The sequence below is a fragment of the Microbacterium sp. LEMMJ01 genome (assembly GCF_002114135.1).
Lineage (GTDB): Bacteria > Actinomycetota > Actinomycetes > Actinomycetales > Microbacteriaceae > Microbacterium.
Genome location: NZ_NCTV01000030.1, coordinates 21,227 through 46,751, shown reverse-complemented (window position 1 = coordinate 46,751; position 25,525 = coordinate 21,227). Strand labels below are relative to the sequence as shown.

Below are 25,525 nucleotides of genomic sequence, written 5' to 3'. Positions count from 1 at the left end.
CTCAGTACTTCCTCTCCATCGGCGGGTAGTTCAACTCGCCCTTGTCGTTCTTGGTGAAGACGACCGGCTTCCAGTCGAGCTTGATGTGGTCGCTCGGGTCGGAGGAGTGCGGGTCGCCCGTGAGGTACGCCATGGTGTGCTTCATGTAGTTCTCGTCGTCGCGCTTCGGGAAGTCGTCGCGCATGTGGCCGCCGCGGCTCTCCTCGCGGTTCTGCGCGGCGTAGACGACGACCTCGGCGATGTCGAGCAGGAAGCCCAGTTCGACGGCCTCGAGCAGGTCGGTGTTGAACCGGTGGCCCTTGTCGTCGACGTGCACGTTCTTGTAGCGCTCACGGAGCTCCGCGATCACGCCGAGGACGTGCTGCAGCGACTCGTGCGTGCGGAACACCTGCGCGCCCTTGTCCATCTCGTCCTGCAGCGTCTTGCGGAGGACCGCGATCCGCTCGGTGCCCTGGTTGTTGCGCAGGCCCTCGAGCATGTCGGAGACGAACCCGGCGGGGTTCTCCGGCAGCGGGACGAACTCGGCCGTCTTGACGTACTCGACGGCGTTGCGGCCGGACCGCTTGCCGAACACGTTGATGTCGAGCAGCGAGTTCGTGCCGAGGCGGTTGGCGCCGTGCACCGAGACGCAGGCGCACTCGCCGGCGGCGTAGAGGCCGGGGACGACGGTGTCGTTGTCCGCGAGCACCTCGCCGTTGTTGTTCGTGGGGATGCCGCCCATGGCGTAGTGCGCGGTCGGCATGACGGGGACCGGCTCGACGACCGGGTCGACGCCCAGGTAGGTGCGGGCGAACTCGGTGATGTCGGGGAGCTTGGTCTCCAGCACCTCGGCGCCCAGGTGCGTGCAGTCCAGCAGCACGTAGTCCTTGTGGGGACCGGCGCCGCGGCCCTCCGCGACCTCCTGGACCATGCAGCGCGCGACGATGTCTCGGGGCGCCAGGTCCTTGATGGTGGGGGCGTACCGCTCCATGAAGCGCTCACCCGAGGCGTTGCGCAGGATCGCACCCTCGCCGCGGGCGCCCTCGGTGAGGAGGATTCCGAGGCCGGCGAGGCCGGTCGGGTGGAACTGGAAGAACTCGAGGTCCTCGAGGGGGAGGCCCTTGCGCCAGACGATGCCGACGCCGTCGCCCGTGAGGGTGTGCGCGTTGGAGGTCGTCTTGAAGATCTTGCCGAAACCGCCGGTCGCGAAGATCACGGCCTTGGACTGGAAGACGTGCAGCTCGCCCGTGGCGAGGTCGTAGGCCACCACGCCGGCGATCTGCGTCGCGCCCGCCGCGTCCTTCACGGTGATGAGGTCGAGCGCGTAGAACTCGTTGAAGAAGTTGATGCCGAGCTTGACGCAGTTCTGGAACAGCGTCTGCAGGATCATGTGACCGGTGCGGTCGGCGGCGTAGCAGGCGCGGCGGACCGGGGTCTTGCCGTGCTCGGCCGTGTGACCGCCGAAGCGACGCTGGTCGATCTTGCCCTCGGGGGTGCGGTTGAAGGGGAGACCCATGTTCTCGAGGTCGATGACCGCGTCGATGGCCTCCTTCGCGAGGATCTCCGCCGCGTCCTGGTCGACGAGGTAGTCGCCGCCCTTCACGGTGTCGAAGGTGTGCCACTCCCAGGAGTCCTCCTCGACGTTCGCGAGGGCCGCCGCCATACCGCCCTGCGCGGCACCGGTGTGCGAGCGCGTCGGGTACAGCTTGGAGATCACGGCCGTCTTCGCGCCGGGGCCGGCCTCGATGGCCGCCCGCATGCCGGCGCCGCCGGCGCCCACGATGACGATGTCGAACTGGTGGTAGTGCACGCCGTCACGGACGACGGAATCCTGCGTCTGGGTAGTCACTTCTCGTTTGCCTCTTCTTCTAGCCCTGCGCCTGGCAGGTCTCCCACAGCGTGCTCGACTCGGTCACACCCAGGCACGGGTCGAACGTGAAGACGACCAGGGTGCCGAGGAGGATGAGCAGGCCCGCGGCCAGGCCGAGGGCCCAGACGAGCGCCTTGCGCGCGGTCGGGTTGGTCACGTAGTCGTTCACGATCGTCCGCATGCCGTTGGCACCGTGGATGAGTGCGAGCCAGAGCATCAGCACGTCCCACCACTGCCAGAACGGGGTGGCGAACTTGCCGGCGATGAAGGCGAAGTCGAGGGCGTGGATGCCCTCGCCGACCATGAGGTTGACGAAGAGGTGGCCGAAGATCAGCACGACGAGCACGACGCCCGAGACGCGCATGAAGACCCAGCCCCACTTCTCGAGGTTGACGCCGCGCTGGCGACGGGCGGGAGCGGCGACGGTCTGGGCGGTCATCAGTGTCCTCCTCCGAAGCCGGCGAACGCGAGCATCAGGTGGCGCGGGACGAAGCCGGCCATGATGATGCCCCACACGAGCAGCACGCCCCAGAAGAGCTGGCGCTGGTACTTGGCGCCCTTCGACCAGAAGTCGACGGCGATGATGCGCAGGCCGTTCATGGCGTGGAAGACGATGCCCGCCACGAGGACGACCTCGCCGATCGCCATGACCGGGTTCTTGTATGTGCCGATGACCGCGTCGTACGCCTCCGGCGACACCCTGATCAGCGCCGTGTCGAGCACGTGCACCAACAGGAAGAAGAAGATGGCGACTCCGGTGATGCGGTGAAGCACCCACGACCACATGCCTTCGCGACCCCGATAGAGGGTGCCGCGGGGGGTCTTGGACGTGGTTTCCGAAATCGACGGTGTCAAGCGAGCGCTTGTGGACACGGTCGTCCTCCCTGGATCGATGTGTTTCGGTCGCGTGCGCTGCTTCGTCCACATCTGGCCTGGAGGAGGGTCAGGCACGCCCGATCGGTGTCCATCCTATTCCCGCGCGGACGCCCCGGGCGACGAAGGGGAGCCTAAGTCGGACCCGCCGCTACGCTGGCCTGCATGAGCGAGCCGATCGAAGACTTCTACGCGGTCATCCCTGCCGGCGGCATCGGCAGTCGGCTGTGGCCGCTGTCCCGGGCGGACGCCCCGAAGTTCCTGCACGATCTCACCGGGTCCGGGCATTCGCTGCTGCGCGACACGTGGGACCGTCTGGAGCCGCTCGCCGGTCCGGACCGGATCGCGGTGGTCACCGGGCGCGCGCACCGGGCGGCGGTGGAGGCGGAGCTGCCGGGGATCGCCGACCTCAACGTCTTCCTGGAATCCGAGCCCCGCGAGTCCGCGGCGGCGATCGGGCTGGCGGCGGCCGTGCTGCACCGGCGCAACCCGGACGTCATCATCGGCTCGTTCAGCGCCGACCACGTCATCCGGGGCACGCGGGTCTTCGAGTTCGCCGTCCGCGACGCCGTCGAGGTCGCGAGGGAGGGCTACATCTGCACGATCGGCATCGCGCCGACCGAGCCGGCGGTCGGCTTCGGCTACATCAAGAAGGGGCCGGAGCTGGTCGTCGAGCGCGCCAGGGAGGCGGCCCTCGTCGAGAGCTTCGTCGAGAAGCCGGATCTGGAGACGGCCAAGGCGTACCTCGCCGAGCGCACCTACCTGTGGAACGCGGGCATGTTCATCGCGAAGGCGAGCGTCCTGCTGGACGAGCTCGCGGCCAACGAGCCCGCGCTGCACGCCGGTCTGCTCGAGCTCGCCGAGGCCTGGGACGACCGGGAGCTCCGCGGGCCGGCCGTCGACCGCATCTGGCCGCGGCTGAAGAAGATCGCGATCGACTACGCCGTCGCGGAGCCGGCGGCGCGGCGCGGGCGCCTCGCCGTGGTCCCCGGGCACTTCGACTGGGATGACGTGGGGGACTTCGCGTCGCTGACGAAGCTCATCACGAACGGCCGCAAGAACGACCTCGCCGTCCTCGGACCCCGCGCCAGGGTGCTCACCGACGCGGCCAGCGGCATCCTCGTCAGCCAGACCAGCCGCGTGATCAGCCTCGTCGGCGTGCAGGACATCGTCGTGGTCGACACCCCCGACGCGCTCCTGGTCACGACGGTCGAGAACGCGCAGCGGGTGAAGGGCGTGGTGGAGTCGTTGAAACTCAACGGACAGGGCGACGTGCTCTGATGAGCATCGGTCAGTGCTCATCGGCAGGGTTGATTTCAGCTTTGTAACCATTGGCCCGGCCGCCCGGGGCCGACGTGCACGAACGTCGAAACACTAGGTAACTTTGATCGATCCGCGATGGCCGCGGGTTCGTTGAGGGAGGCATCCGTGACCATCTCCACCACCAAGAAGCTGCTCGGCGCGACGGTCGCCGCCGGTGTCGTCTTCGCTCTTGCCGGCTGCGGTCAGGCGCCGACCGACGAGTCCGAGGGCGGATCCGCCCCCGTCGACTCCGACTTCAAGCCCTGCCTCATCTCCGACGCCGGCGGCTGGAACGACAAGTCGTTCAACCAGTCGGCCAAGGAGGGCATGGACAGCGCCGCCGACGAGCTCGGCATCAAGCCGCTGGAGTTCGAGTCCGCGAACGACAACGACTACGCGCCGAACCTCGAGACCGCCGTCTCCGAGGGCTGCTCGCTCATCGTCTCGGTCGGCTTCAAGCTGTCCGCCGCCACGGTCGAGTCCGCGCTCGCGAACCCCGACATCGACTACGCGATCATCGACGACTGGGCCGACAACGACTTCGACGGCACCACCGACGCGCCGAACATCAAGCCCCTCGTCTTCGACACCGCCCAGGCCGCCTACCTCGGTGGCTACGCGGCGGCCGCCTGGTCCGCGGAGGCCGGCGTGAACAAGGTCGGCACCTTCGGCGGCATGCAGATCCCGTCGGTCGCGGTCTTCATGGACGGCTACCAGCTCGGCGTCGAGAAGTACAACGAGGACAAGTCGGCCGACGTCCAGGTCTTCGGATGGGACGCCGAGACCCAGAAGGGCTCCTTCACGGGTGGCTTCGACGCCAACGACACGGCCAAGCAGACCGCCCAGGGCGTGCTCGACCAGGGTGTCGACGTCATCCTCCCCGTCGGCGGCCCGGTCTACCAGAGCGCCGCAGCGGCGATCAACGACAGCGGCAAGGACACGCTGATGCTCGGTGTCGACAGCGACCTCGCCGTCGCCGACCCCAGCGTCGCCGACATCACGCTCGTCTCGATCATGAAGGCCATCGACGTGGCCGTCCGCGACGCGACGCTCGCGGCCGCCGCCGGCGAGTTCGACCCGGAGCCCTACATCGGCACGCTCGAGAACGAGGGCGTCAAGCTCTCCGGCTTCGGCGACTTCGAGGCGGACCTGCCCGAGGGCCTGACGGACGAGCTGTCCGCTCTGCAGGAGCAGATCATCTCCGGCGACATCACGGTGGAGTCCGAGAACTCTCCCACCCGCTGAGTCGGAGCCGTACCCAGCACGGGGCGAGTGGCGCAGGCTGCCACTCGCCCCGCACTGTGGGCGGCGACGATTCTCCTCGGTGACTCTTCTGGATAAGGTGCAGATATGAAGCTCGAACTTCGCGGCATCACCAAGCGATTCGGCAGCCTCGTGGCGAACGACCACATCGATCTCGTGGTCGAACCCGGTCAGATCCACGCTCTCCTCGGCGAGAACGGCGCAGGCAAGTCGACGCTGATGAACGTGCTCTACGGCCTGTATCAGGCCGACGAGGGCGAGATCCTCCTCGACGACGTCGTGCAGCACTTCCGCGGCCCTGGCGACGCGATGGCCGCCGGCATCGGCATGGTGCACCAGCACTTCATGCTCGTGCCGGTGTTCACGGTGGCCGAGAACGTCATGCTCGGGCACGAGCAGACCAAGGGCCTCGGCACGCTGGACATCGCGAAGGCCCGCGAGCACGTGCGCGCGGTCGCCGCGCGGTTCGGGTTCGACATCGATCCGGACGCCGTCGTCGGCGACCTGCCGGTGGGTGTGCAGCAGCGCGTCGAGATCATCAAGGCGCTGTCCCGCGACGCCAAGGTCCTCGTCTTCGACGAGCCGACCGCGGTGCTGACGCCGCAGGAGACCGACGAGCTCATGGCCATCATGCGCCAGCTCCGAGACGAGGGCACCGCGATCGTCTTCATCACGCACAAGCTGCGCGAGGTGCGCGAGGTCGCCGACCGCATCACGATCGTCCGGCTCGGTCGGGTGGTGGGGGAGGCCTCGCCGACCGCCACCAACGCCGAACTGGCCTCGCTGATGGTCGGCCGCGCGGTCGAGCTGACCGTGCACAAGGAGGCTCCGCGGCTGGGCGAGGGCGGCCTGGAGGTCCGCAACCTCCGCGTGCTCACCGCCACCGGAGCGATCGTCGTCGACGACGTCGACTTCACCGTGCGACCCGGCGAGGTCCTCGCCGTCGCCGGTGTGCAGGGCAACGGCCAGACCGAGCTCGTCGAGGCCATCGTGGGCCTCGCCGCACGCGTCGAGGGGAACATCATCCTCGACGGCACCGAGCTCGTGGGCAAGAGCGTCCGCGGCATCCTCGACGCCGGCGTCGGGTTCGTCCCGGAGGACCGCACCGAGGACGGCCTCGTCGCCGGATTCTCGGTCGCCGAGAACCTCATCCTCGACCGCTCAGACGATCCCGCGTTCAGCCGGGCCGGGACGCTGCGCCGCGGCGCCCTGGAGGACTTCGCCAAGAAGCGCATCGCGGAGTACGACATCCGCACGCAGGGCCCGGACACTCCCGCGGGCACTCTCTCCGGAGGCAACCAGCAGAAGGTCGTGATCGCCCGCGAGATGAGCCGCGAACTGCGGCTCTTCGTCGCGGCGCAGCCGACCCGCGGGGTGGACGTGGGCTCGATCGAGTTCATCCACAAGCGCATCATCGAGACGCGGGACGCGGGCATCCCCGTGATCGTCGTCTCTACCGAGCTCGACGAGGTCGCCGCCCTCGCCGACCGGATCGCGGTCATGTACCGCGGCACCATCGTCGGCATCGTCCCCGGTGACACGCCCCGGGAGACACTCGGACTCATGATGGCCGGAGCGGCCGATGCGGAGGTGACCGCGTGAGCGGCGCGACACCCGGTGCAGGAGACGTCACGAAGGGGCTGCCTCCGGAGCAGCTCCCGCCCAGCACGGGCCTCGCGGACGAGGTACCCCCGCCTCCGCGCGGCAACGTCGTCCTCAAGGAGATCCTCCGCGGCAGCGCCGTCACGACGATCCTGGCGATCGTCCTCGCGCTCATCGTCGGCGGCATCCTCATCGCCGTCACCAACGAAGACGTGCAGAAGGCCTCCGGGTACTTCTTCGCCAAGCCGAGCGACACGTTCGTCGCGGCCTGGAACGCGGTCTACAACGGCTACGAGGCGCTGTTCCGGGGAGCGATCTTCAACGCCCGCGGCGCCGACTTCGCCGCCCAGATCCGTCCGTTGACGAACACGCTGGGCTTCGCGGCTCCGCTGATCGCCGCCGGTCTGGGCGTCGCGCTCGCCTTCCGCGTCGGTCTGTTCAACATCGGCGCCCGCGGTCAGATGCTCGTCGGCGTCGCGGTCGCGGCCCTGCTGACCTTCAACCTCGACCTGCCGATCTGGTTCCACCTCCCCGTCACGCTGCTGGCCGGTATCGCCGGCGGGGCGCTCTGGGGCGGCATCGCCGGTCTCATCAAGGCACGCACGGGCGCGCACGAGGTGATCCTCACGATCATGCTCAACTACATCGCGTACTACCTGCTGCTGTGGATGATCCGCACGCCCGGGCTCCTGCAGAAGCCGGGGACCAACCAGGCGCTCGGCTCGGCCACGCCGGAGAGCGCGCAGTTCCCGACCCTGCTCGGCCCGCAGTTCCCGCTGCTCGACCTCGGCTTCGTCATCGTGGTCATCGCGACGGTGTTCGTGTGGTGGCTCATCGAGCGCTCCTCGCTGGGCATGCGCATGCGCGCGGTGGGGGAGAACCCGCACGCCGCTCGCGCCGCGGGCATCAGCGTCAAGCGCGTCTACGTCTACGCGATGCTCTTCGCGGGTGCCCTCGCCGGCCTCGCCGGGATGAACCAGCTCCAGGGCGCCGTCACCACCGGCGTCACCGAGACCATCGACGCCGGCATCGGCTTCGACGCCATCACGGTCGCCCTCCTCGGGCGCAGCCGCGCCTGGGGGACCTTCGCGGCCGGAATCCTGTTCGGTGCCCTCAAAGCGGGCTCGTTCTCGATGCAGGCGCAGGACATCCCCGTCGACATCGTGCTCGTCGTGCAGTCGCTCGTCGTGCTGTTCATCGCCGCGCCGCCGCTGCTGCGCACGGTGTTCTTCCTCCCCAAGTCCGACGCAGAGAAGGCGGCCAAGGCGAGAGCCAAGGCCGCGAAGAAGGCGGTGACGGCATGATGTCGCTCGTGCAGACCGAAGCCGCCGACGGCACGGTGCAGCTCGCCACCGTCCGGGAGCGCCACCTCAAGGCGCCGATCAGCCTCGCGGTCGTCACCGCGCTGCTGGCGGTGCTCTTCCTCGCCGTACCGCGCAGCGGCACCAGCACCTTCCGCCTCGGGGACCGCACGTCGGCCTTCGAGCTCCCCGACGTGGGGCTGCCCACCGCGCCGACCTTCTGGGTGGTCTTCGCCGTGCTCGTCGTCCTCACGGTCGGGGCCTTCCTCCGGGCATGGACGTACCGTGCGCCGTCGATCTGGCTCATCGTCGCCTATGGCGTGCTCGCCGTCTTCGCGTTCCTCGTCTGGGCCGCGGCCGGGGGCCTGGTCCCCGTCACGAGCCTCCTCTTCGGCGCCGTGTCGCTGTCGGTGCCGCTCGTGTTCGGCGCGCTCGGCGGTGTCATCGGCGAGCGGGCCGGTGTCGTCAACGTGGCCATCGAGGGGCAGCTGCTCCTCGGCGCGTTCTCGGCGGCGCTCCTGTCCAGCATCACCGGCAACGCCTTCGTGGGCCTCATCGGCGCCATGATCGGCGGCGTTCTCGTCGCGAGCGTGCTGGCGGCGTTCGCGATCAAGTACCTCGTCGAGCAGGTCATCGTCGGTGTCGTCCTCAACGTCCTCGTCACCGGCCTCACGGGCTTCCTCTACGGCGCGCTCCTCGCCCCGAACGAGGCCGAACTGAACACCCCGGTGCGCTTCTCCCGCATCGAGATCCCGGTGCTGAGCGACATCCCGATCATCGGTCCGGTGCTCTTCAACCAGACCTTCATCGTGTACCTCATGTTCATCACCGTGGCCGTCGTCGCGTGGGGCCTGTACCGCACCAAGTGGGGCCTGCGCCTCCGCGCCGTGGGCGAGCACCCGCAGGCGGCCGACACGGTCGGCATCCGGGTCAACCCGACGCGGTTCTGGAACGTGCTGCTCGCGGGCGCGATCGCCGGCATCGGCGGCGCGTACTTCACCCTCGTCTCGGTCCCGCAGTTCGGCAAGGAGATGACGGCCGGGCTCGGCTTCATCGCCCTCGCCGCGGTGATCTTCGGACGCTGGGACCCGATCCGCGCGACGCTCGCCGCCCTGCTCTTCGGATTCGCGACGAACCTGCAGAACCTGCTCTCGATCCTGAAGACGCCGATCCCCGGCGAGTTCATGCTCATGCTGCCGTACGTGGTCACGCTGCTCGCGGTCGCCGGGTTCGCCGGACAGATCCGGGGTCCTGCCGCCAGCGGCAAGCCGTACATCAAGTCGTAGAACCCGCAGGGAAGAAGGAACCATCACCATGACGGACATCGACTGGGACGAGCTGCGCCAGGTCGCCGCGGAGGCCATGACCAAGGCGTACGCGCCGTACTCGCGCTACCGCGTGGGGGCGGCGGCGCTCGTCAGCGACGGGCGGATCGTGGCCGGCTGCAACGTCGAGAACGCCTCGTACGGCGTCACGCTGTGCGCCGAGTGCTCGCTCGTGGGCGACCTGTTCATGTCCGGCGGCGGCCAGCTCGTCGCCTTCGTGTGCGTGAACAACGACGGCGAGACCATCATGCCCTGCGGCCGATGCCGGCAGCTGCTGTTCGAGCACGCCGTACCCGGCATGCTGCTGGAGACCGTCTCCGGCATCCGCACGATCGACGAGGTGCTGCCCGATGCGTTCGGGCCGCGCGACCTGGAGGAAGCACGATGACCGCTGGACAGGCTCAGGGAGCCATCGAGCCGTTCGACGCGGTCGATGTGATCCGGGCCAAGCGCGACGGGGGCGTCGTGCCCGAGCCCGCTCTGCGGTGGATGGTCGACGCCTACACGCGCGGCTATGTGTCCGACGCGCAGATGGCCTCCTTCGCGATGGCGATCTTCCAGCGCGGCATGGAGCGCGACGAGATCCGCGTCCTCACCGATGCGATGATCGCGTCCGGTGAGCGGATGAGCTTCGCGACCCTCGGCAAGAAGACCGTGGACAAGCACTCCACGGGCGGCGTCGGCGACAAGATCACCCTGCCGCTCGCGCCGCTTGTCGCCTCGTTCGGCGTGGCGGTCCCGCAGCTCAGCGGCCGCGGTCTCGGCCACACCGGCGGCACGCTCGACAAGCTGGAGTCGATCCCCGGCTGGCGCGCGGCGCTCAGCAACGAGGAGATGTTCGCGCAGATGCAGGGTGACGTCGGGGCCGTGATCTGCGCCGCGGGCTCTGGTCTCGCTCCCGCCGACAAGAAGCTCTACGCGCTCCGCGACGTGACCGGCACCGTGGAGGCCATCCCGCTGATCGCCTCCAGCATCATGTCGAAGAAGATCGCCGAGGGGACCGACGCCCTCGTCCTGGACGTGAAGTTCGGCTCCGGCGCCTTCATGCAGGACATCGACCGCGCCCGCGAGCTCGCCCGCACGATGGTCGCGCTCGGCACCGACTCCGGCGTCGCCACCACGGCGCTGCTGACCGACATGAACGTCCCGCTGGGCCGCGCGATCGGCAACGCCAACGAGGTCCGCGAGTCGGTCGAGATCCTCGCCGGCGGGGGACCCGCCGACGTGCGGGAGCTGACCATCGCGCTCGCCAGGGAGATGCTCGCCCTGGCCGGCCGGCCCGATGCGGACGTGGAGGCGGCGCTGGACGACGGCCGCGCCATGGACACCTGGAAGGCGATGATCCGCGCCCAGGACGGCGACCCCGACGCGGCCCTCCCGGTCGCGCGGGAGACGCACGTCGTCACGGCGCCCGCGGACGGCGTCGTGACCCGGATGGACGCGCTCCCCTTCGGCATCGCCGCGTGGCGTCTCGGCGCCGGCCGCGCGCGGGCCGAGGACCCGGTGATCTTCGAGGCGGGCATCGACCTGCACGCGAAGCCGGGCGACCGGGTCGCCGCCGGGCAGCCGCTGTTCACCCTGTCGGCGGCGGACGAGGCGCGCTTCCCCCGAGCCATCGAGGCACTCGAAGGGGCCTGGGAGCTCGGCGACGAGGCGCCGACCGTGGGTCCGATCGTCCGCGAGCGCATCACGGCGTGAGGCCCGGGCGCTAGCCTGGACGGACACCCCGCGACCGAGAGGATCCCCATGTCGATCGATGCGAACGGCGACGTCGCCATCCAGGGCGTCTCCCTGCGGAGTCTGCCGAAGGTGTCGCTGCACGACCACCTGGACGGCGCCGTGCGTCCGGCCACGATCATCGAGCTCGCCGACGCGATCGGTCTCGACCTCCCGGCCTCCGACCCGGCGACGCTCGGCTCCTGGTTCGCGAAGAAGAGCGACGCAGGGTCGCTGGAGGAGTACCTGAAGACCTTCGAGCTCACCACCGCGGTCATGCAGACCCGGGAGGGACTGACCCGGGTGGCGCGCGAGTTCGTGCAGGACCTCGCGGCCGACGGCGTCATCTACGGCGAGGTGCGCTGGGCACCGGAACAGCACCAGGCCGGCGGTCTCTCGCTGGAGGACGCCGTCGAGGCCGTGCAGCAGGGGATCGAGGAGGGCGAGGACGCGGCGGACCGGGACGGTCGCAGCATCCGCGTCGGACAGCTCCTCACCGCCATGCGGCACACCGACAGGGCCAGGAAGATCGCCGAGCTCGCTGTGGACTTCCGCGGACGGGGGGCCGTCGGCTTCGACATCGCCGGACCCGAGGACGGCTTCCCGCCGTCCGACCACCGCGCGGCATTCGACTACCTCTCCGAGAACTTCTTCCCGGTGACCGTGCACGCGGGCGAGGCGGCGGGCCTCGCCTCGATCCGCTCGGCCCTGCTGGACGGTCGTGCGCTCCGCCTCGGACACGGCGTCCGCATCGCGGAGGACCTCGAGGTCGTCACGCAGGAGGGCGACGAGGTGCAGGTGCGCTTCGGCGACCTCGCGCGCTGGGTGCGCGACCGGGAGATCCCGCTGGAGCTCTCCCCGTCGTCGAACCTGCAGACGGGGGCGGTCGCCGCGTGGGGCAAGACGCTCGCCGATCACCCGTTCGACCTGCTCTACCAGCTCGGCTTCGCGGTGACCGTGAACGTGGACAACCGCACCATGAGCGCCACCTCGCTCACCAGGGAGCTGGCCCTCCTCGTGCAGACCTTCGAGTACGACCTCGACGACCTCGAGGCCTTCCAGTTCAACGCCGCCGCCGCGGCCTTCCTCCCCGTCGAGGAACGGGAGGAACTCGTCGAGATGATCGCCGAGGGCTTCGACACCTGACATGCGCTCCGGGGGGAGGTCGTCGCGGTCACGAGCCGGACTCGTCGGCGCGCTCGTCGCCGTCGTCATCGTCGGAGGGGGCGTCGCGGCGTTCGCGGGGCTCCATCGCACGCCGGAGGAGCGGATTCCGAAGGCCCAGGGCACCGTCGCGGCGCCTCCGCTCACGCCGTCGCAGCAGATCCTGGCGGACGCGGACGATCCCCGCGCGTGCGCGGTCACCTTCCGCGGCGACGGGGCGCCGACCGCGCCGATGCTGCAGCTGCAGGACGAGCCGTATCGGGGGCTGCCGATCCCGCGGCTCGACGGCCGGGTGTTCGCGGGCTGGTACGCCAGCGCCGACGCTGCCGCCGCCTTCACGGTGGAAGCTCGGGTGAACGGCGCGGATCCGGTCGCGTGCGAGCAGCAGCAGACGGAGCTCTTCGCCGCCTGGAAGACGCCCGAGGAGAACGCGGCCGAGGGCGTGCGCGTACCCATCCTGATGTACCACCAGTTCACGGCCGACCCGGCGGGGGAGAAGGGGTGGCTGCGCGGCAACTACGCGTACATCGGCGACTTCGAGGCGCACATGGCGCACATCGCGACCACCGGCTTCTATCTGCCGACCTGGGACGAGCTCAGCGCGTTCATCGACGGGCGGCTCTCCCTCCCGGCGCGGAGCGTCATCATCACCGACGACGACGCCGATCAGACGTGGTTCGACCTCGCGGTGCCGGTGGTGGACGCACACCGGCTCCTCAGCACCTCGTTCATGGTCACGGCCTATCGTCAGGACCCCGCGCCCTCGCCGTGGGTCCAGCGGCGCTCGCACACCCATGACATGCATCAGGCCGGCGAGGACGGCAGGGGACGCATGGTCAACGGGACGCCCGCGCAGATCGCCGCCGATCTCACCACGTCGGGGGACGTGCTCGGCGTCCGCGAGGTGGTGGCCTACCCGTTCGGCCACTACGACGACACGGCGAAGGAGGGCGTCCGCCAGGCGGGCTACGAGCTGGCGCGGACCATCGATCCCGGATACGTGGTGATCGGGACGGACAAGCTGGCCCTCCCCGTCGTGCGCATCGACTACGGAATGGGCCTGGATGCCCTGGTGTCGCGCATCGGGTGACCCCGCACGAGGCGCGAGGATGAGGGCATGCCCGCTTCCGTCTTCCTCGCCGGTCCCGCCTCCTGGAACCGCATGGTCCTCCTCGACCGACTCCCCGAGCCCGTGCCGCACATGCAGTTCGCGCAGGCGAGCTGGGAGACGGTCGGCGGCACGAGTGCGGGCAAGGCGCTGAGCCTGACGGCGCTCGGCCGATCCGTCGTGCTGCATGCCGTCGCCGGGGAGGACGAGGAGGGGCTGCGGGTGCGTGCGGCACTGGAGGCGGCCGGGGTGGTCGCGCAGTGGACGGACGGAACCACGGAGCGGCACCTCAACCTCATGACGGCGCAGGGCGACCGGGTGTCGCTGTACCTCTCCACGCCGACGGAGACGTCAGGCACGGACGACGCCGCGCACGCCGCCGAGATGGCCGCGGCCGACGCCGTCGTGCTCGATCTGGCCGCCGAGCCGCGGCGGCTGCTCCCGCTCGCGGCGGCCAGCGGCACGCCGCTCTGGGTCGACGTGCACGACTATGACGGCGTCGACGGGTACCACCGGCCCTTCCTGGCGGCGGCTGCGGCGGTCTTCTGCAACGCGGATCGGCTGGCCGCGCCGGTGGAGTTCCTCCGCGCCGTCGTCGCGGCGGGAGCGGCGTTCGCGGTGTGCACGCTCGGCGCGGAGGGAGCGGTCGCGGTCGGAGCGGACGGCGCCGAGCTGCGGGTGCCCGCGCTGCCGACCACCGTCGTCGACACCAATGGCGCGGGCGACGCGTTCCTGGCCGGAGTCCTCGACGCGCGGCTGGCGGGGGCGGACCTGGCGTCGGCGCTCTCGGCGGGTGCGCGCTCGGCGACCGGAGTGCTGACCACCCGGCACCTGCATCCGCTGCTCGACCCGATCCTCGGTGATCCGCGGGCGGCCTAGGGAGCGACCTGCTCCAGGAAGCCGCCGACGACCTCGGTGACCTCGGCGTGCATCTCCTCGTCGTCGATGGTCGGGGTACCGTCACCGGACTGGGGGCCGTAGTCGCCGAAGGAGGCGTGGGAGGCGCCGTCGATCTCGACGAACTCGGCGTCCGCGGGGAGCTCGGAGCGGGCGTCCGCGATCTTCTCGGGTGTGGAGAGGCCGTCCTCACTGCCGGAGACGCTGAGCACCGGGAGGCCGGTTCCGGCGAGGTCGGTCGCGCAGTAGGAGGCGAAGAGGACGAGGGCATCGGCGTCCGTCGCGAGCTGGCAGGCGCGCACCCCCCCGAGGGAGTGACCGCCCACGGCCCAGGTGTCCACGTCGGGCGCGGCACTCGTGAACGAGCCGAGGCCGCGGGGATCGAAGAAGGCGAGGTTGAGCCAGGGCCGCGTGATCACGACCGTGGTGCCCTCCTCCGCGATCCCCTGGAGGATCGAGGCGTAGGCCCACGGGTCGACCTTCGCCCCCGGGATGAAGACGAGTCCGCGGTCGGACGAGCCGTCCGCAGGCTCCAGGACGATCCCCTCCTCGGCATCGGTCACCGTGATCGAGGGGTTCTCCGGGACGGCGGCGAGCGGTTCGGGCTCCGCGGCCATGACGCCGACCTGGCTCCACACGAGGATCCCGCCGACGGCGAGCACGAGGACGATCGCCACACTCCACAGGACTCGTCTCAGGACGCGGCGTCGGGGCTTCTGCTGCACAGCAGCAACGCTACTCCCGTCCGGACGCCGCGTCCGCTCAGCCGGCGAGTGCCGCCTGGCGGAGTGCCACGGCGTCGCGGACGGCGGCGAAGAGCGGGTGCTCCGGATCGAGCCCCGTGGTGCGGACGGTGAAGCCTGCGGGGTCTTCGGAGCGGAGCAGCGTCTGCAGCTCGACCGCCTGCTCGTCGGCAGGGTCGTCGAACTCCAGTGCGGCGGCGACGGCCGCCACGAGCGCGTCCGTCGACAGTCCGTGCTCGGCGGCCATCGCCGCGGGACCGATGAAGCGCTCGTGCCGGGAGATCTTCCGCAGCGGCTGCCGGCCGACGCGCTGCACGGTGTCCACGAGCGCGGGATTGCGGAACCGCTCGAGGATGGTCGCGCGGTACTGCGCGAGCTCCGCAGGATCGAGACCGTGTTCGACGACCAGCACCGCCGAGGTCTCCTCCAGCGCCGCGGAGACCTGCGCGGCGATCGCCTCGTCCGCGAGGGCGTCCGAGATCCGCTCGATGCCCGCCCGTGCACCGAAGTACGCGGTGGCGGCATGACCGGTGTTCACCGTGAAGAGCTTGCGCTCGATGTACGGCGCGAGGTCGTCGACGAAGTGGGCGCCGGGGATGCGCGGCGGGGTATCGCCGAACGGCCGGGCCTCGATCGCCCACTCGAAGTACGGCTCCACCGTGACGTCGATGCCGCCGCCCTCCGGCTGCGCCGGCACGATCCGGTCGACGGCGGTGTTCGCGAACACGGCGCGGCCGAGCAGCGTATCGGCGTCCGGCCCCGCCGCGGCGACGATCTCCTGCCGCAGCTGATCGGTGGCGCCGATGGCGTTCTCGCAGGCCATCACCTGCAGCGGCGCGGCCTCGGGGGAGCGCAGCGCGAGTCCGGCGACGATCGACGGGGCGACGAACCGCAGCACGGTGGGGCCGACGGCGGTCGTGACGACGTCGGCCGTCGCCACTTCCTCCGCGACCACGGCGGGGTCCGTGCGGCTGTTCACCGCACGGAACCCGGAGACGACGTGGTCGGTCCCTCCGGGGCCGGCTTCGTGCACGGTGTACGAGTCCGCCCGGTCGATCGCCTCCACGAGCGCGTCCGCGACGTCGCTGAAAACGACCTCGTAACCGCCCTCGTGCAGGAGCAGGCCGACGAAACCGCGCCCGATGTTGCCCGCCCCGAAGTGGACCGCCTTCATCCCTCGTTCACCTCCGAGAGGAGAGCGAACAGCTCGTCCGGCGTCGCCGCCGCTTCCAGCCGGGCGACGTCGTCCTCCTCGGAGAAGAGGATCGCGATGCGCGACAGGATGTCGAGGTGCTCGTCGCCGACGCCGGCGATGCCGATCACGAACCGCGCCTGCTCGCCGTCCCAGTCGACGCCGCCGTCGTAGCGGACGACGGAGAGGGCGGAGGCGAGGATGGCGTCCTTCGCCTCGTTCGTGCCGTGCGGGATCGCCAGGCCGTTGCCCATGTACGTCGACACCGTCTCCTCGCGCTGGCGCATCGCGTCGACGTACGCCGGGGTCACCGCACCGGCGGCGACGAGGATGTCCGTCGCCTCCTGGAGGGCGTCGTCGCGCGACGCGCCTCCCGGGTGGATGCGGACCTGCTCGGCAGTGAGAACGCTCATTCTTCGTCCTTTCGCTGTTCCTTGACCATCTCGACGACCTCGTCGTACTTCGGCGAGTTCATGAAGTTGTCCACCGACACGTGCAGGGAGTCCGGCGACTTCGCCGTGGCCCGGTCGGTGAGCTGCTGCTGCGTGATGACCACGTCGGCGGCGCCGTCGAGATTGGCGATGGCGGCGTTCGTGACGGTGACGCCCTCGATGCCGGCCTTCTTCAGCTTGTTGCGGAGCACGCTGGCACCCATGGCGGACGAGCCCATGCCGGCGTCGCACGCGAACACGATGGTCTCGATCGGGGACGCCGCGACCGCGGTGGTGGCGGGAGCCGGCGTGGTCTCCGGGGCTGTCGTCGCGGTCGAGGTGCGCAGGGCGTCCATCGCCGCGGAGGACTTGCCCTTGTTCGCCTCGGTCTGCGCGATGGCCGCGCCGAACGCGTCGCCCTCGGCGGCGAGGTCGCGCTTGCGCGAGGCCCGCAGGATGACGCCGGTGATGAGGAACGTCACGGTCGCCGCGATGATGACCGACAGGTAGACGACGAGGAGGTTGGCGACGCCGGGGCCGATGGCCGCGGCGGTCACGGCGATGATGCTGCCTGGGGCCGCCGGGAAGGCGAGCCCGCCGCCGAGGACCATGTTGGTGGTCACACCGGCCGCTCCACCCGCGATGAGCGCGAGGATCGTGGTCGGCTTGCTGAGCGCGTACGGGAAGTAGATCTCGTGGATGCCGCCGAAGAACTGGATGATGGCGGCACCGGGAGCGGAGGCCTTCGCCGCGCCGACCCCGAAGAAGGTGAAGGCGAGCAGCAGACCGAGGCCGGGGCCGGGGTTCGCCTCGATGAGGAAGAGGATCGACTTGCCCGTCTCGGCGGCCTGCTCGATCCCCAGCGGGGTGAACACGCCGTGGTTGATGGCGTTGTTGAGGAACAGCACCTTGGCCGGCTCGACGATGATCGACACGAGCGGCAGCAGGTTGAGCGAGACGAGCCAGTCGACGGCGGCGCCCAGCGCGGCGCTGATGCCGAGCATGACCGGGCCGAAGGCGAAGAACCCGACGATGGCGAGGATCATGCCCAGGATGCCGGCGGAGAAGTTGTTGACGAGCATCTCGAAGCCGGGGCGGATCTTGCCGTCCCACAGCTTGTCGACCTGCTTCATGATCCACGCGGCGATCGGGCCCATGATCATGGCGCCGAGGAACATCGGGATGTTCGTCCCGACGATCACGCCGACGGTCGCGATCGTGGCGACCACGCCGCCGCGCTCGCCGTAGACCATGCGTCCGGCCGTGTTCGCGATCAGGAGGGGCAGCAGGTAGGTGACCATCGGGCCGACCAGGCCCACGTAGGCCAGGATGTTGCCGTCCGCGCCTTCGGCGACCGCGGTCATCGCGCCCTGCCAGCCGAGGACGGCGGAGTCGCCGCCGCCGCCGATGATCTCGGCGACGCCGGCCCAGTGCCAGCCGAACGGGCTCTCGGCCCCGAAGAAGCCCTTCGGTATGAAGAGCATCGTGATGAAGCCCCAGGCGATGAAGGCCGCGATGTTCGGCATGATCATGCCGGAGAGGAACGTGCCGAAACGCTGCACGCCCACGCGGAGGCCACCGGGGGCGGTGGCGGCGGGTGACGTCGTCGTCATGATGTGGTCTCTTTCTGATGAGGGGGGAGTGCCGCGGCGAGGGTCGCCGCAGCGGTGCGGGCGGAGGGGGCGTCGTCCGCGCCGAGCGCGGCTTCCGCGAGACGGAGGGCATCGTCGCGAGTCCGGGCGGCGAGCGCCTGGCGGACGTCGGCGAGGGCGGACGGTGCCATGGACAGGCTCGTCGCACCGAGGCCCACGAGGACGACGGCGAGCAGCGGATCGGCCGCGGCCTCGCCGCAGATGCCGACGGGCTTGCCGAGACGGGCACCGGCCGCACCGACCTCGCGCACCAGGCGCAGCACCGCGGGGTGCCAGGGATCCTGGAACGACGCGACGGAACCGAGCAGCCGGTCCGCGGCCATCGTGTACTGCGTGAGGTCGTTGGTGCCGATGGATGCGAAGTCGGCGTGCGCGAGCACCCGGTCGGCGAGCAAGGCGCTGGAGGGCACCTCGACCATGACGCCGGCTGTCTTCAGCCCGTACTCGCGGGCGAGACCGGTGAAGTACACGGTCTCCTCGACGGTGGCCACCATGGGTGCCATGACCCACAGGTCGGCGTCGGTCGCGGCGTCGGCCTCGGCCAGCGCGGTCAGCTGCTCGCGGAGGATGTCCTCGCTCGCGCGGAGCGCCCGCAGGCCGCGCAATCCCAGGGCCGGGTTCTCCTCGTGTGCGTCGTTGAGGAAGGCCAGCGGCTTGTCGGCCCCCGCGTCGAGCATCCGCACGACGACCTTCTTGCCGGGGAAGGCCTCCAGGAGCTCGCGGTAGGCGTCCCGCTGCTGGGCGACCGTCGGCGCCTGCGACGCGGAGAGGAACAGGAACTCCGTCCGGAACAGGCCGACGCCCTCGGCCCCCCGCGCGACCGCGTCGGCGGCGTCGGCGGGCTTCCCCAGGTTCGCGAGCAGCGCGACCGGCGTGCCGTCGGCGAGGGCGCCGGGGGTGAGCGGGGCGTCGTCGGCGGCGCGGCGGGCGGCGGCGCGCTCGGCGGCGCGGGCGCGCTCGTCATCGGTCGGCTCACGGGTGATGACTCCCGCGGCCGCGTCGACGATCACGGTCTCCCCGGTCGTCAGGGCGTGCCCGTCGCCGACGCCGACCACGGCCACGATGCCCTTCTCCCTGGCGAGGATCGCCGTGTGGGAGGTCGGGCCGCCGTCGGTGGTGACGAGGGCGAGCACCTGGTCGAGGTTCAGCAGTGCGGTGTCGGCGGGCGCGAGGTCACGCGCCACGAGGACGAACGGGTGCCCAGGGTCGGGCACGCCGGGGGCCTCCACGCCGCGCAGCCGGGCGAGCACCCGCTGCGCGATGTCGTCGAGATCGGCGGCGCGCTCACCGAGGTAGCCGCCGACGGCTTCGAGCGTGGCCCGGAAACCCGCGAAGGCGTCGTGCACGGCCCACTCCGCGGTGGCGCCGGCGTCGATCCTGCTGTCGACCTCGTCCTGCAGGGTGGGGTCCTCGGCGATCATCGCCTGCGCCTCGAGCACCTCCTGCGCCGCACCACCGGCGGCCTCGCCGCGCTGGGTCAGCTCCTGCGCCACGACGGCGACGGCCTCGCGGACCCGCGCACGCTCGCTATCCGCCCCCGCGGTGCTCGGCGTGTTCTCGGGCGCGGGCAGCGCCTCGGTCATCCGGACGACCGGTCCCTGCGCGACGCCAAGACCGATGCCCACCCCTCGCAGCGCGCTCATCCGGCGGCGTCCTGGTCGTGGTCGGTGGTCAGCAGCTCGGTGAGCGTGTCCAGGACCCCCTCTGCGCCGTCGCCGTCGGCCGTGAGCGTCACGTAGTCGCCGTGCTCGATGGCCAGGGCGATCACCCCGAGGATGCTGGCGGCGTTGACCGGCTTGCCGGAGTCCTTGGCGATCGTGACCGCGAGGCCGGAGTCCTTCGCGGCCTGCGCGAAGATCTTGGCGGGCCGGGCGTGCAGTCCATGCGAGGAGCCGATGCGGACGGTGCGGGTGGCGGTCATGGTGTTCCTTTCGGGGCCCCGCCGGCAGCGGCGAGGGTCGACTGGGCGAGGAGAAGCGTGCGGCCGCCGTCGCGATCGGCGAACACGTCATCCGGCAAGACCGCGACGGGCGCGCGGGTCAGGTCGCGGATGGCGCCGAGGCGCTCGCGGAGGTGTGGGCCCACGAGGACGAGGTCGTGCCCTCCGAGGGAGACGGTGCTCTCGACGCCGGCGTCCGCGTCCCAGTCCAGTCCCGCCGCGGCGGCGGCGGTGCGCAGGCGCTGGGCGACGAACGTGCTCGACGCCCCGGCGCCGCAGACCACGAGAATCCTCATCGATGTCACCTTCCTGAGAACAGTCTGGGAAACCAGGCCGCGGTGGCACCAACACGTTCTCTTCCGCCCCTGCGGAACCCTGCTCGCCGCGCCCCTGTCGCCGGAGGCTGTCATCATGGAGAGCAGTCGGACAGTGCCGTCAGCACGGGAACTCGGAGGGATCATGTCGCGCCAGCGTCAGGACCAGCTCCTCGCCGCCCTGCTGCGCGAGGAGGGCTGGGCGACCGCGGGCACGCTGGCCGACCTCCTCGGCGTGACGCCCCGCAGCATCCGTTCCTACGTCGCGGCCCTGAACGCCCGCACGCCCGGCGCCGCGGTCGTCGAGTCCGGCCCGGCGGGCTATCGGGCGGGCCCCGGTGCCCGCGGTGCGCTCCGGGTGCGGCAGGGCGGCGACTCCGCGCCCCGCGAACGGCTGCACGCCCTGGTCCGGCTGCTGCTGGACGCGGAGGAGGGGATCGACGTCTTCGACACCGCGGACGCCCTGCATGTGAGCGAGGCGACGCTGGAGGCGGACCTCGTGCGGGTGCGCGGCCTCCTCGACGGCACCGACCTGACGCTCGAACGCGCACGGGAGCGGGTGCGGCTCCGCGGAGACGAGGCCGCCCAGCGCCGGCTGCTCAGCCGTCTCGCCCACGACGAGATGGACGACGCCTCCTTCCACCCCGAGATCTTCCGGCGGGCCCTCTCCGGCACGGCGGTGGATGCGCGGGCGGTGGGACCCTTCAAGTCCGCCCTGGTGGGAGAGCTCGGCGAGCTCGGCTACTACGTCAACGAACTCGCGATCGCCGACGTGCTGCTGCACATCGCGATCGCCGCCGAGCGGGTGGCCGCCGGGCGCGCCCTCGACGCGCCGCCGGTGGGAGCCCGACCGGAGATCCCGCGGGTGGGCGCGGTGATCGCCCGCCTCGCGGCCGAGCACTTCACTGTGGTCCTGGGCGAGGGCGACAGCGGTCACCTCGCCTCCCTGGTCCTCACCCGGATCGTCGCCCCCGGTGGCGAGGCGGCGCAGGAGCTCGCCCGCAGCGGCGTCGCCCCGGACGTGGAGGCGGCGGTCCGCGCGGAGATCGCGCGGGCCGCGGAGGACTACCGCGTCGACCTCGTCGACGAGACCTTCGTGCTCCGTCTCGCGCTGCACGTGCAGAACCTCCTGCGCCGCGCCGAGGAGAGCGCCCTCACCCGCAATCCGCTGACCCGCTCGCTGAAGACGACCTACCCGATGATCTTCGAGGTCGCGGTGTCGATCGCGAGCGGTCTGCACGACCGGCTCGGCACGCCCATCCACGACGACGAGATCGCCTACATCGCCATGCACGTCGGGGGCCGGCTGGAACGGAGCCGCAAGGCGGAGTCCATCCTCACCGCGACCATCGTCTGCCCCGGCTACTACGAGCTCCACGAACTCCTGCGCTCGAGCGTGGACCGTTCGCTGGGCTCCGCGATCGAGGTCACCAGCGTCGTCACGAACGTCGACCCGGACTGGGCGTCGTTCGACACCGACCTGGTGCTGAGCACGATCGAGCCCGGGGCCTCGGGCGACCGGTTCGTGCGCATCCAGCCGTTCCTCACCGACGCGGACGTCGACCGCATCCAGCAGGCCGCCGGGCGCCTGCGCCGGGGGCGGCGGCTGGCCCGGCTCCGAGAGGAGCTCGCGCGCTACTTCCACCCCGACGCCTTCGTGCATCCTCTTCCGGACGAAGGGGAGGAGGCAATCATCCGGCGGCTCGGCGCGCCGCTCGTGCGGGCCGGCCTGATCGGCGACGACTACGTGGAGAACACGATCGTCCGGGAGCGCATGTCCTCCACGGCGTTCACCGACGCGCTGGCCGTGCCGCATGCGCTGCAGATGACCGCGGCCCGCACGGCGATCGCACTCGGCGTGGCGGAGGGGTCGGCGGCCTGGGGCGAGGGACGCGTGCAGGTCGTCGCGCTGGCCGCCTTCAGCGAGAGCGACCGCGCCGCCTTCCAGACCGTGTTCGAGCAGCTCGTGGAGGTGTTCAGCGAGCGCGAGAGCGTGCAGCGGATCGTCCGGCGCAGCGCGACCTTCGAGGGCTTCCTCGACGAGCTCGTCGCCGTGATCGACGGCTGAGGCTCAGGCGTCGGGGGCCAGCACCAGGGCGAGCTGGTCGAGGACGCTCTCCGATGCCGGGCCGGCCGGCGTCTCCAGGGTCACGGCGTCTCCGGGGGCGAGGGCGAGGTCCATGACCGCGAGGACGCTGCGCAGGTCCACGGACGTGCCGTCCGCGGTGCGCAGCGTGACGGGGAGCTCGTGCGCCTGCGCGAGGCGCACGAGCTCCGCGACCGGTCGTGCGTGCACGCCGTTGTGGGCGCTGACGACGACGTGGCGGACGGGCATGGTCAGGAGCGCTCGTCCAGGAGGACCCGGACGCCCGCCTCCAGCTCGGCGACGGCCGTTGCGGCCGCCTCGGCGGAATCACCCGTGGCGTCGATGTACACCTTGAGCTTCGGCTCCGTGCCGCTCGGCCGGACGATCACCCGCGAGCCGTCCGAGAGCCGGTACCGCAGCACGTCTCCGGAGGGCTGCCCCGGAGCGCTCTGCAGCAGGTCCTCGGCCGACGCGATCGAACGCCCTGCGATCTGCGTGGGCGGAAGCGAGCGCAGCGACAGCATCACCGTGCCGATGAGCGACAGATCCGCCACCCGGACCGACACCTGCGCGCTCGCGAAGTGCCCGTACGTGTCGCCCACCTCGCGGACGAGGTCGGCGAGGGTGAGCCCGCGCTCCTGGGCCTCGGCGGCCAGGCCGAGCACGGCGACCGCGGCGGAGATGCCGTCCTTGTCGCGCACGGTCTCGGGGTTGACGAGGTAGCCCAGGGCCTCCTCGAAGCCGAAGACGATGCCAGGGGCCCGGGAGATCCACTTGAACCCGGTGAGCGTCTCGTGGAAGTCCAGCCCGTGCTGCGCGGCGATGGCGCCGAGCCCGGGGGAGGAGACGAGCGAGCAGGCGAGCGAGGCGCCCGGGGTGCCGTCCGCGGCGCGCGCGGCGCGGGCACCGAGCAGCAGGCCGACCTCGTTGCCCGTGAGACGGCGCCAGCCGTCCGCGGAGGTCTCGTCCGGGATGGCCACGGCGAGGCGGTCGGCGTCCGGATCGTTCGCGAGGATGAAGTCCGCCTTCGCCCTCCTGGCCCTGGCGAACGCGAGATCCATGGCCCCCGGCTCCTCCGGGTTCGGGAAGGAGACCGTGCGGAACGTCGCGTCCGGATGCAGCTGCTCGTCGACCACGATCGGTCGCGGGTAGCCGGCGGCATCGAGGATGCGGGCGACCGTCTCCCAGCCGACGCCGTGCATCGCGGTGTAGACCCAGCGCAGGCGGCGGGCCCCCGCGGGCGCCGGGGCGACGGCGGCGGTGGCGGCGACGTAGGCCTGGACGAGATCCTCGCCCGCGGTCTCGTAGGCGGTGGACCGCGGCAGAGCCCGCACGTCGCCGCTGTTCGCGACCCGCTGGATGTGGGCGGCGATCTCGGCGTCGGCGGGAGCGACGATCTGCGAGCCGGCATCCGCGCCGCCGAGGTACACCTTGTAGCCGTTGTCGTCCGGCGGGTTGTGGCTCGCGGTCACCATCACGCCCGCATCGGCGCCGAGGTGCCGCACGGCGAAGGCCAGCACGGGCGTCGGCAGCAGGCGGGGGAGCAGGATCGCGCGCAGGCCGGCCCCGGCGAACAGTTCCGCGGAGTCCTGGGCGAACACCCGGGAGTTCCGGCGTCCGTCGTAGCCGATCACGACCGTCGGCGTCGCCCCGGCGGCCCGCTCGCGCAGGTACGCCGCGAAGCCCGCCGCGGCCTGGGAGACGAGCACCCGGTTCATCCGGTTGCTCCCAGCCCCGAGGGCGCCGCGCAGTCCCGCCGTCCCGAACGCGAGACGGCTGCCGAAGCGGTCGTCGAGCTCCGCCACGGCGGCCTCGTCCCCGGAGGCGGCCCGGGTGACGATGCCGGCGAGCTCGTCGCGGGTCTGCGGATCCGGGTCCTGGCGCAGCCAGGCGCGGGCCTGGGCGAGCCGCTCCTCGCTCACAGGGCCTCGACCACCCGGGCCAGCAGGGCGGAGATCACCGGCTCCGCCTCGCGTCCGGCTTCGATGACCTCGGCGTGGCTGAGCGGCGTCTGCTGGATGCCGGCGGCGAGGTTCGTGATGAGCGAGAACCCGAGGATCTCCATGCCGGCCTCGCGCGCGGCGATCGCCTCGAGCGCGGTGGACATGCCGACGATGTGCCCGCCGATGTGCTTCGCCATCTGCACCTCGGCCGGGGTCTCGTAGTGCGGGCCGCGGAACTGCGTGTAGACGCCCTCGTCGAGCGTGGGGTCGACCGTGCGGGCGATGTCGCGCAGGCGCTTCGCATACAGGTCGGTGAGGTCGATGAACGTCGCGCCCTCGAGCGGGGAGTCGGCGGTGAGGTTGATGTGGTCGCTGATGAGCACGGGCTGACCGGGCTTCCACGTCTCGCGGATGCCGCCGGCGCCGTTGGTGAGGACCATGATCTTCGCCCCGGTCGCCGCGGCGGTGCGGACGCTGTGCACGACCCGGCGCACGCCGTGGTTCTCGTAGTAGTGCGTGCGGGCGCCGATGACGAGGACGTTCTTCCCGCCCGGCGTCCGGATGCTGCGCAGGGTGCCGACGTGGCCCTCCAGAGCGGGCTTCGAGAATCCGGTGACCTCGGTCGCGGGGATGGTCGCGACGGTCTCGCCGATGAGGTCGGCCGCCTTGCCCCAGCCGCTGCCGAGCGTGAGGGCGATGTCGTGCTTCTCGACGCCGGTCAGCCGCGCGATGTCGGCGGCGGCTTCGGCTGCGACCTCGAACGGGTTCGCAGCGGGGTCGTCGAGGGGGTTGCTGTGGGTTTCAGGCATGGATCCACTCTAGGAA

Annotated in this window: 24 protein-coding genes; 11 read left to right on the top strand and 13 right to left on the bottom strand. The window is 71.1% G+C overall.

All coding sequences use genetic code 11. The annotated features are described in order from the left end of the window. Window position 1: 1 nt before the first annotated feature. From sdhA to sdhC, 3 genes are read right to left on the bottom strand one after another with little or no spacing between them, the layout of a single operon-like run. On the bottom strand, window positions 2-1,828 hold the full coding sequence (gene sdhA, locus B7W94_RS09015; protein WP_085606042.1) for a succinate dehydrogenase flavoprotein subunit: 1,827 nt from the start codon (window positions 1,826-1,828) through the stop codon (window positions 2-4). 19 nt (window positions 1,829-1,847) lie between these two features. Further along, the gene (locus tag B7W94_RS09010; RefSeq protein ID WP_025105657.1) at window positions 1,848-2,288 is read right to left on the bottom strand and encodes a succinate dehydrogenase hydrophobic membrane anchor subunit; all 441 of its coding nucleotides are present in this window, start codon (window positions 2,286-2,288) and stop codon (window positions 1,848-1,850) included. Then, window positions 2,288-2,722: a succinate dehydrogenase, cytochrome b556 subunit gene (gene sdhC, locus B7W94_RS09005; protein WP_082758508.1), complete on the bottom strand. Its 435-nt coding sequence runs from the start codon at window positions 2,720-2,722 to the stop codon at window positions 2,288-2,290. Before sdhC ends, B7W94_RS09010 begins: the two co-directional genes overlap by 1 nt. Before the next feature lie 165 nt (window positions 2,723-2,887). On the opposite strand from sdhC, the gene B7W94_RS09000 reads away from it, so the two are divergent. The 10 genes from B7W94_RS09000 to B7W94_RS08955 all read left to right on the top strand — a co-directional run bounded on the left by B7W94_RS09000 (window position 2,888) and on the right by B7W94_RS08955 (window position 14,382). After that, window positions 2,888-4,003 (top strand): mannose-1-phosphate guanylyltransferase, encoded by a 1,116-nt coding sequence (locus tag B7W94_RS09000; protein ID WP_025105659.1) that lies wholly within the window; start codon window positions 2,888-2,890, stop codon window positions 4,001-4,003. Window positions 4,004-4,150: 147 nt separating this feature from the next. Further along, window positions 4,151-5,269: a BMP family lipoprotein gene (locus tag B7W94_RS08995; protein ID WP_025105660.1), complete on the top strand. Its 1,119-nt coding sequence runs from the start codon at window positions 4,151-4,153 to the stop codon at window positions 5,267-5,269. Between the two features lie 105 nt (window positions 5,270-5,374). After that, entirely contained in the window at window positions 5,375-6,889 is a 1,515-nt protein-coding gene (locus B7W94_RS08990) for an ABC transporter ATP-binding protein (protein WP_085606040.1), read from the top strand. Beyond that, window positions 6,886-8,193 (top strand): ABC transporter permease, encoded by a 1,308-nt coding sequence (locus B7W94_RS08985; protein WP_085606038.1) that lies wholly within the window; start codon window positions 6,886-6,888, stop codon window positions 8,191-8,193. The genes B7W94_RS08990 and B7W94_RS08985 overlap by 4 nt, the downstream gene beginning before the upstream one ends. Beyond that, window positions 8,193-9,476, top strand: a complete 1,284-nt coding sequence (locus B7W94_RS08980; protein ID WP_082758340.1) for an ABC transporter permease — start codon at window positions 8,193-8,195, stop codon at window positions 9,474-9,476. The genes B7W94_RS08985 and B7W94_RS08980 overlap by 1 nt, the downstream gene beginning before the upstream one ends. Window positions 9,477-9,504: 28 nt before the next feature. Further along, window positions 9,505-9,903 (top strand): cytidine deaminase, encoded by a 399-nt coding sequence (locus B7W94_RS08975; RefSeq protein ID WP_085606036.1) that lies wholly within the window; start codon window positions 9,505-9,507, stop codon window positions 9,901-9,903. Then, window positions 9,900-11,213 (top strand): thymidine phosphorylase, encoded by a 1,314-nt coding sequence (locus B7W94_RS08970; protein ID WP_085606034.1) that lies wholly within the window; start codon window positions 9,900-9,902, stop codon window positions 11,211-11,213. The genes B7W94_RS08975 and B7W94_RS08970 overlap by 4 nt, the downstream gene beginning before the upstream one ends. 48 nt (window positions 11,214-11,261) lie before the next feature. Continuing rightward, a complete protein-coding gene (locus B7W94_RS08965) occupies window positions 11,262-12,377 on the top strand; it encodes an adenosine deaminase (protein WP_085606032.1) in 1,116 nt (371 codons plus the stop codon). Window position 12,378: 1 nt separating this feature from the next. Then, complete coding sequence (locus B7W94_RS08960) at window positions 12,379-13,485, top strand: polysaccharide deacetylase family protein (protein ID WP_085606030.1); 1,107 nt, start codon at window positions 12,379-12,381, stop codon at window positions 13,483-13,485. A 27-nt stretch (window positions 13,486-13,512) separates the two neighbouring features. Next, on the top strand, window positions 13,513-14,382 hold the full coding sequence (locus B7W94_RS08955; RefSeq protein ID WP_085606028.1) for a carbohydrate kinase family protein: 870 nt from the start codon (window positions 13,513-13,515) through the stop codon (window positions 14,380-14,382). Here B7W94_RS08955 and B7W94_RS08950 read toward each other — a convergent pair. From B7W94_RS08950 to B7W94_RS08920, 7 genes are read right to left on the bottom strand one after another with little or no spacing between them, the layout of a single operon-like run. Then, entirely contained in the window at window positions 14,379-15,125 is a 747-nt protein-coding gene (locus B7W94_RS08950; RefSeq protein ID WP_085606026.1) for an alpha/beta hydrolase, read from the bottom strand. The two genes, B7W94_RS08955 and B7W94_RS08950, sit on opposite strands and share 4 nt — an antisense overlap. A 37-nt stretch (window positions 15,126-15,162) precedes the next feature. Continuing rightward, entirely contained in the window at window positions 15,163-16,317 is a 1,155-nt protein-coding gene (locus B7W94_RS08945; protein ID WP_085606024.1) for a mannitol-1-phosphate 5-dehydrogenase, read from the bottom strand. Further along, window positions 16,314-16,748 (bottom strand): PTS sugar transporter subunit IIA, encoded by a 435-nt coding sequence (locus tag B7W94_RS08940; RefSeq protein WP_025105671.1) that lies wholly within the window; start codon window positions 16,746-16,748, stop codon window positions 16,314-16,316. Before B7W94_RS08940 ends, B7W94_RS08945 begins: the two co-directional genes overlap by 4 nt. After that, entirely contained in the window at window positions 16,745-18,379 is a 1,635-nt protein-coding gene (locus B7W94_RS08935; RefSeq protein ID WP_085606022.1) for a PTS mannitol transporter subunit IICB, read from the bottom strand. Before B7W94_RS08935 ends, B7W94_RS08940 begins: the two co-directional genes overlap by 4 nt. After that, window positions 18,376-20,061 carry a phosphoenolpyruvate--protein phosphotransferase gene (ptsP, locus tag B7W94_RS08930; RefSeq protein ID WP_085606021.1) on the bottom strand — a complete coding sequence of 562 codons (1,686 nt, stop codon included), beginning with the start codon at window positions 20,059-20,061 and terminating at the stop codon, window positions 18,376-18,378. The genes B7W94_RS08935 and ptsP overlap by 4 nt, the downstream gene beginning before the upstream one ends. Continuing rightward, complete coding sequence (locus tag B7W94_RS08925) at window positions 20,058-20,339, bottom strand: HPr family phosphocarrier protein (RefSeq protein ID WP_062636567.1); 282 nt, start codon at window positions 20,337-20,339, stop codon at window positions 20,058-20,060. Before B7W94_RS08925 ends, ptsP begins: the two co-directional genes overlap by 4 nt. Continuing rightward, window positions 20,336-20,653, bottom strand: coding sequence for a PTS sugar transporter subunit IIB (locus tag B7W94_RS08920; RefSeq protein WP_025105675.1), 318 nt, complete (start codon window positions 20,651-20,653; stop codon window positions 20,336-20,338). The genes B7W94_RS08925 and B7W94_RS08920 overlap by 4 nt, the downstream gene beginning before the upstream one ends. A gap of 163 nt (window positions 20,654-20,816) precedes the next feature. On the opposite strand from B7W94_RS08920, the gene B7W94_RS08915 reads away from it, so the two are divergent. After that, window positions 20,817-22,739, top strand: coding sequence for a BglG family transcription antiterminator (locus B7W94_RS08915; RefSeq protein WP_062764717.1), 1,923 nt, complete (start codon window positions 20,817-20,819; stop codon window positions 22,737-22,739). Window positions 22,740-22,742: 3 nt separating this feature from the next. Here B7W94_RS08915 and B7W94_RS08910 read toward each other — a convergent pair whose 3' ends face one another. From B7W94_RS08910 to B7W94_RS08900, 3 genes are read right to left on the bottom strand one after another with little or no spacing between them, the layout of a single operon-like run. Beyond that, window positions 22,743-23,006, bottom strand: coding sequence for an HPr family phosphocarrier protein (locus B7W94_RS08910; RefSeq protein WP_085606019.1), 264 nt, complete (start codon window positions 23,004-23,006; stop codon window positions 22,743-22,745). 2 nt (window positions 23,007-23,008) lie between these two features. Then, window positions 23,009-24,679 carry a phospho-sugar mutase gene (locus B7W94_RS08905; RefSeq protein WP_085606017.1) on the bottom strand — a complete coding sequence of 557 codons (1,671 nt, stop codon included), beginning with the start codon at window positions 24,677-24,679 and terminating at the stop codon, window positions 23,009-23,011. Beyond that, complete coding sequence (locus tag B7W94_RS08900; RefSeq protein WP_025105679.1) at window positions 24,676-25,509, bottom strand: purine-nucleoside phosphorylase; 834 nt, start codon at window positions 25,507-25,509, stop codon at window positions 24,676-24,678. The genes B7W94_RS08905 and B7W94_RS08900 overlap by 4 nt, the downstream gene beginning before the upstream one ends. Between the last annotated feature and the right edge of the window lie 16 nt (window positions 25,510-25,525).

Bases quoted from the DNA above. Each gene is read 5' to 3' on its own strand.
- B7W94_RS08975 (WP_085606036.1), top strand. From the start codon at position 9,505: ATGACGGACATCGACTGGGACGAGCTGCGCCAGGTCGCCGCGGAGGCC.
- B7W94_RS09010 (WP_025105657.1), bottom strand. From the start codon at position 2,288: ATGACCGCCCAGACCGTCGCCGCTCCCGCCCGTCGCCAGCGCGGCGTC.
- B7W94_RS09000 (WP_025105659.1), top strand. From the start codon at position 2,888: ATGAGCGAGCCGATCGAAGACTTCTACGCGGTCATCCCTGCCGGCGGC.
- B7W94_RS08980 (WP_082758340.1), top strand. From the start codon at position 8,193: ATGTCGCTCGTGCAGACCGAAGCCGCCGACGGCACGGTGCAGCTCGCC.
- B7W94_RS08920 (WP_025105675.1), bottom strand. From the start codon at position 20,653: ATGAGGATTCTCGTGGTCTGCGGCGCCGGGGCGTCGAGCACGTTCGTC.
- B7W94_RS08900 (WP_025105679.1), bottom strand. From the start codon at position 25,509: ATGCCTGAAACCCACAGCAACCCCCTCGACGACCCCGCTGCGAACCCG.
- B7W94_RS08990 (WP_085606040.1), top strand. From the start codon at position 5,375: ATGAAGCTCGAACTTCGCGGCATCACCAAGCGATTCGGCAGCCTCGTG.
- B7W94_RS08945 (WP_085606024.1), bottom strand. From the start codon at position 16,317: ATGAAGGCGGTCCACTTCGGGGCGGGCAACATCGGGCGCGGTTTCGTC.
- B7W94_RS08935 (WP_085606022.1), bottom strand. From the start codon at position 18,379: ATGACGACGACGTCACCCGCCGCCACCGCCCCCGGTGGCCTCCGCGTG.
- B7W94_RS08955 (WP_085606028.1), top strand. From the start codon at position 13,513: ATGCCCGCTTCCGTCTTCCTCGCCGGTCCCGCCTCCTGGAACCGCATG.
- B7W94_RS08940 (WP_025105671.1), bottom strand. From the start codon at position 16,748: ATGAGCGTTCTCACTGCCGAGCAGGTCCGCATCCACCCGGGAGGCGCG.
- B7W94_RS08925 (WP_062636567.1), bottom strand. From the start codon at position 20,339: ATGACCGCCACCCGCACCGTCCGCATCGGCTCCTCGCATGGACTGCAC.
- B7W94_RS08910 (WP_085606019.1), bottom strand. From the start codon at position 23,006: ATGCCCGTCCGCCACGTCGTCGTCAGCGCCCACAACGGCGTGCACGCA.
- B7W94_RS08965 (WP_085606032.1), top strand. From the start codon at position 11,262: ATGTCGATCGATGCGAACGGCGACGTCGCCATCCAGGGCGTCTCCCTG.
- B7W94_RS08915 (WP_062764717.1), top strand. From the start codon at position 20,817: ATGTCGCGCCAGCGTCAGGACCAGCTCCTCGCCGCCCTGCTGCGCGAG.
- ptsP (WP_085606021.1), bottom strand. From the start codon at position 20,061: ATGAGCGCGCTGCGAGGGGTGGGCATCGGTCTTGGCGTCGCGCAGGGA.
- B7W94_RS08970 (WP_085606034.1), top strand. From the start codon at position 9,900: ATGACCGCTGGACAGGCTCAGGGAGCCATCGAGCCGTTCGACGCGGTC.
- B7W94_RS08960 (WP_085606030.1), top strand. From the start codon at position 12,379: ATGCGCTCCGGGGGGAGGTCGTCGCGGTCACGAGCCGGACTCGTCGGC.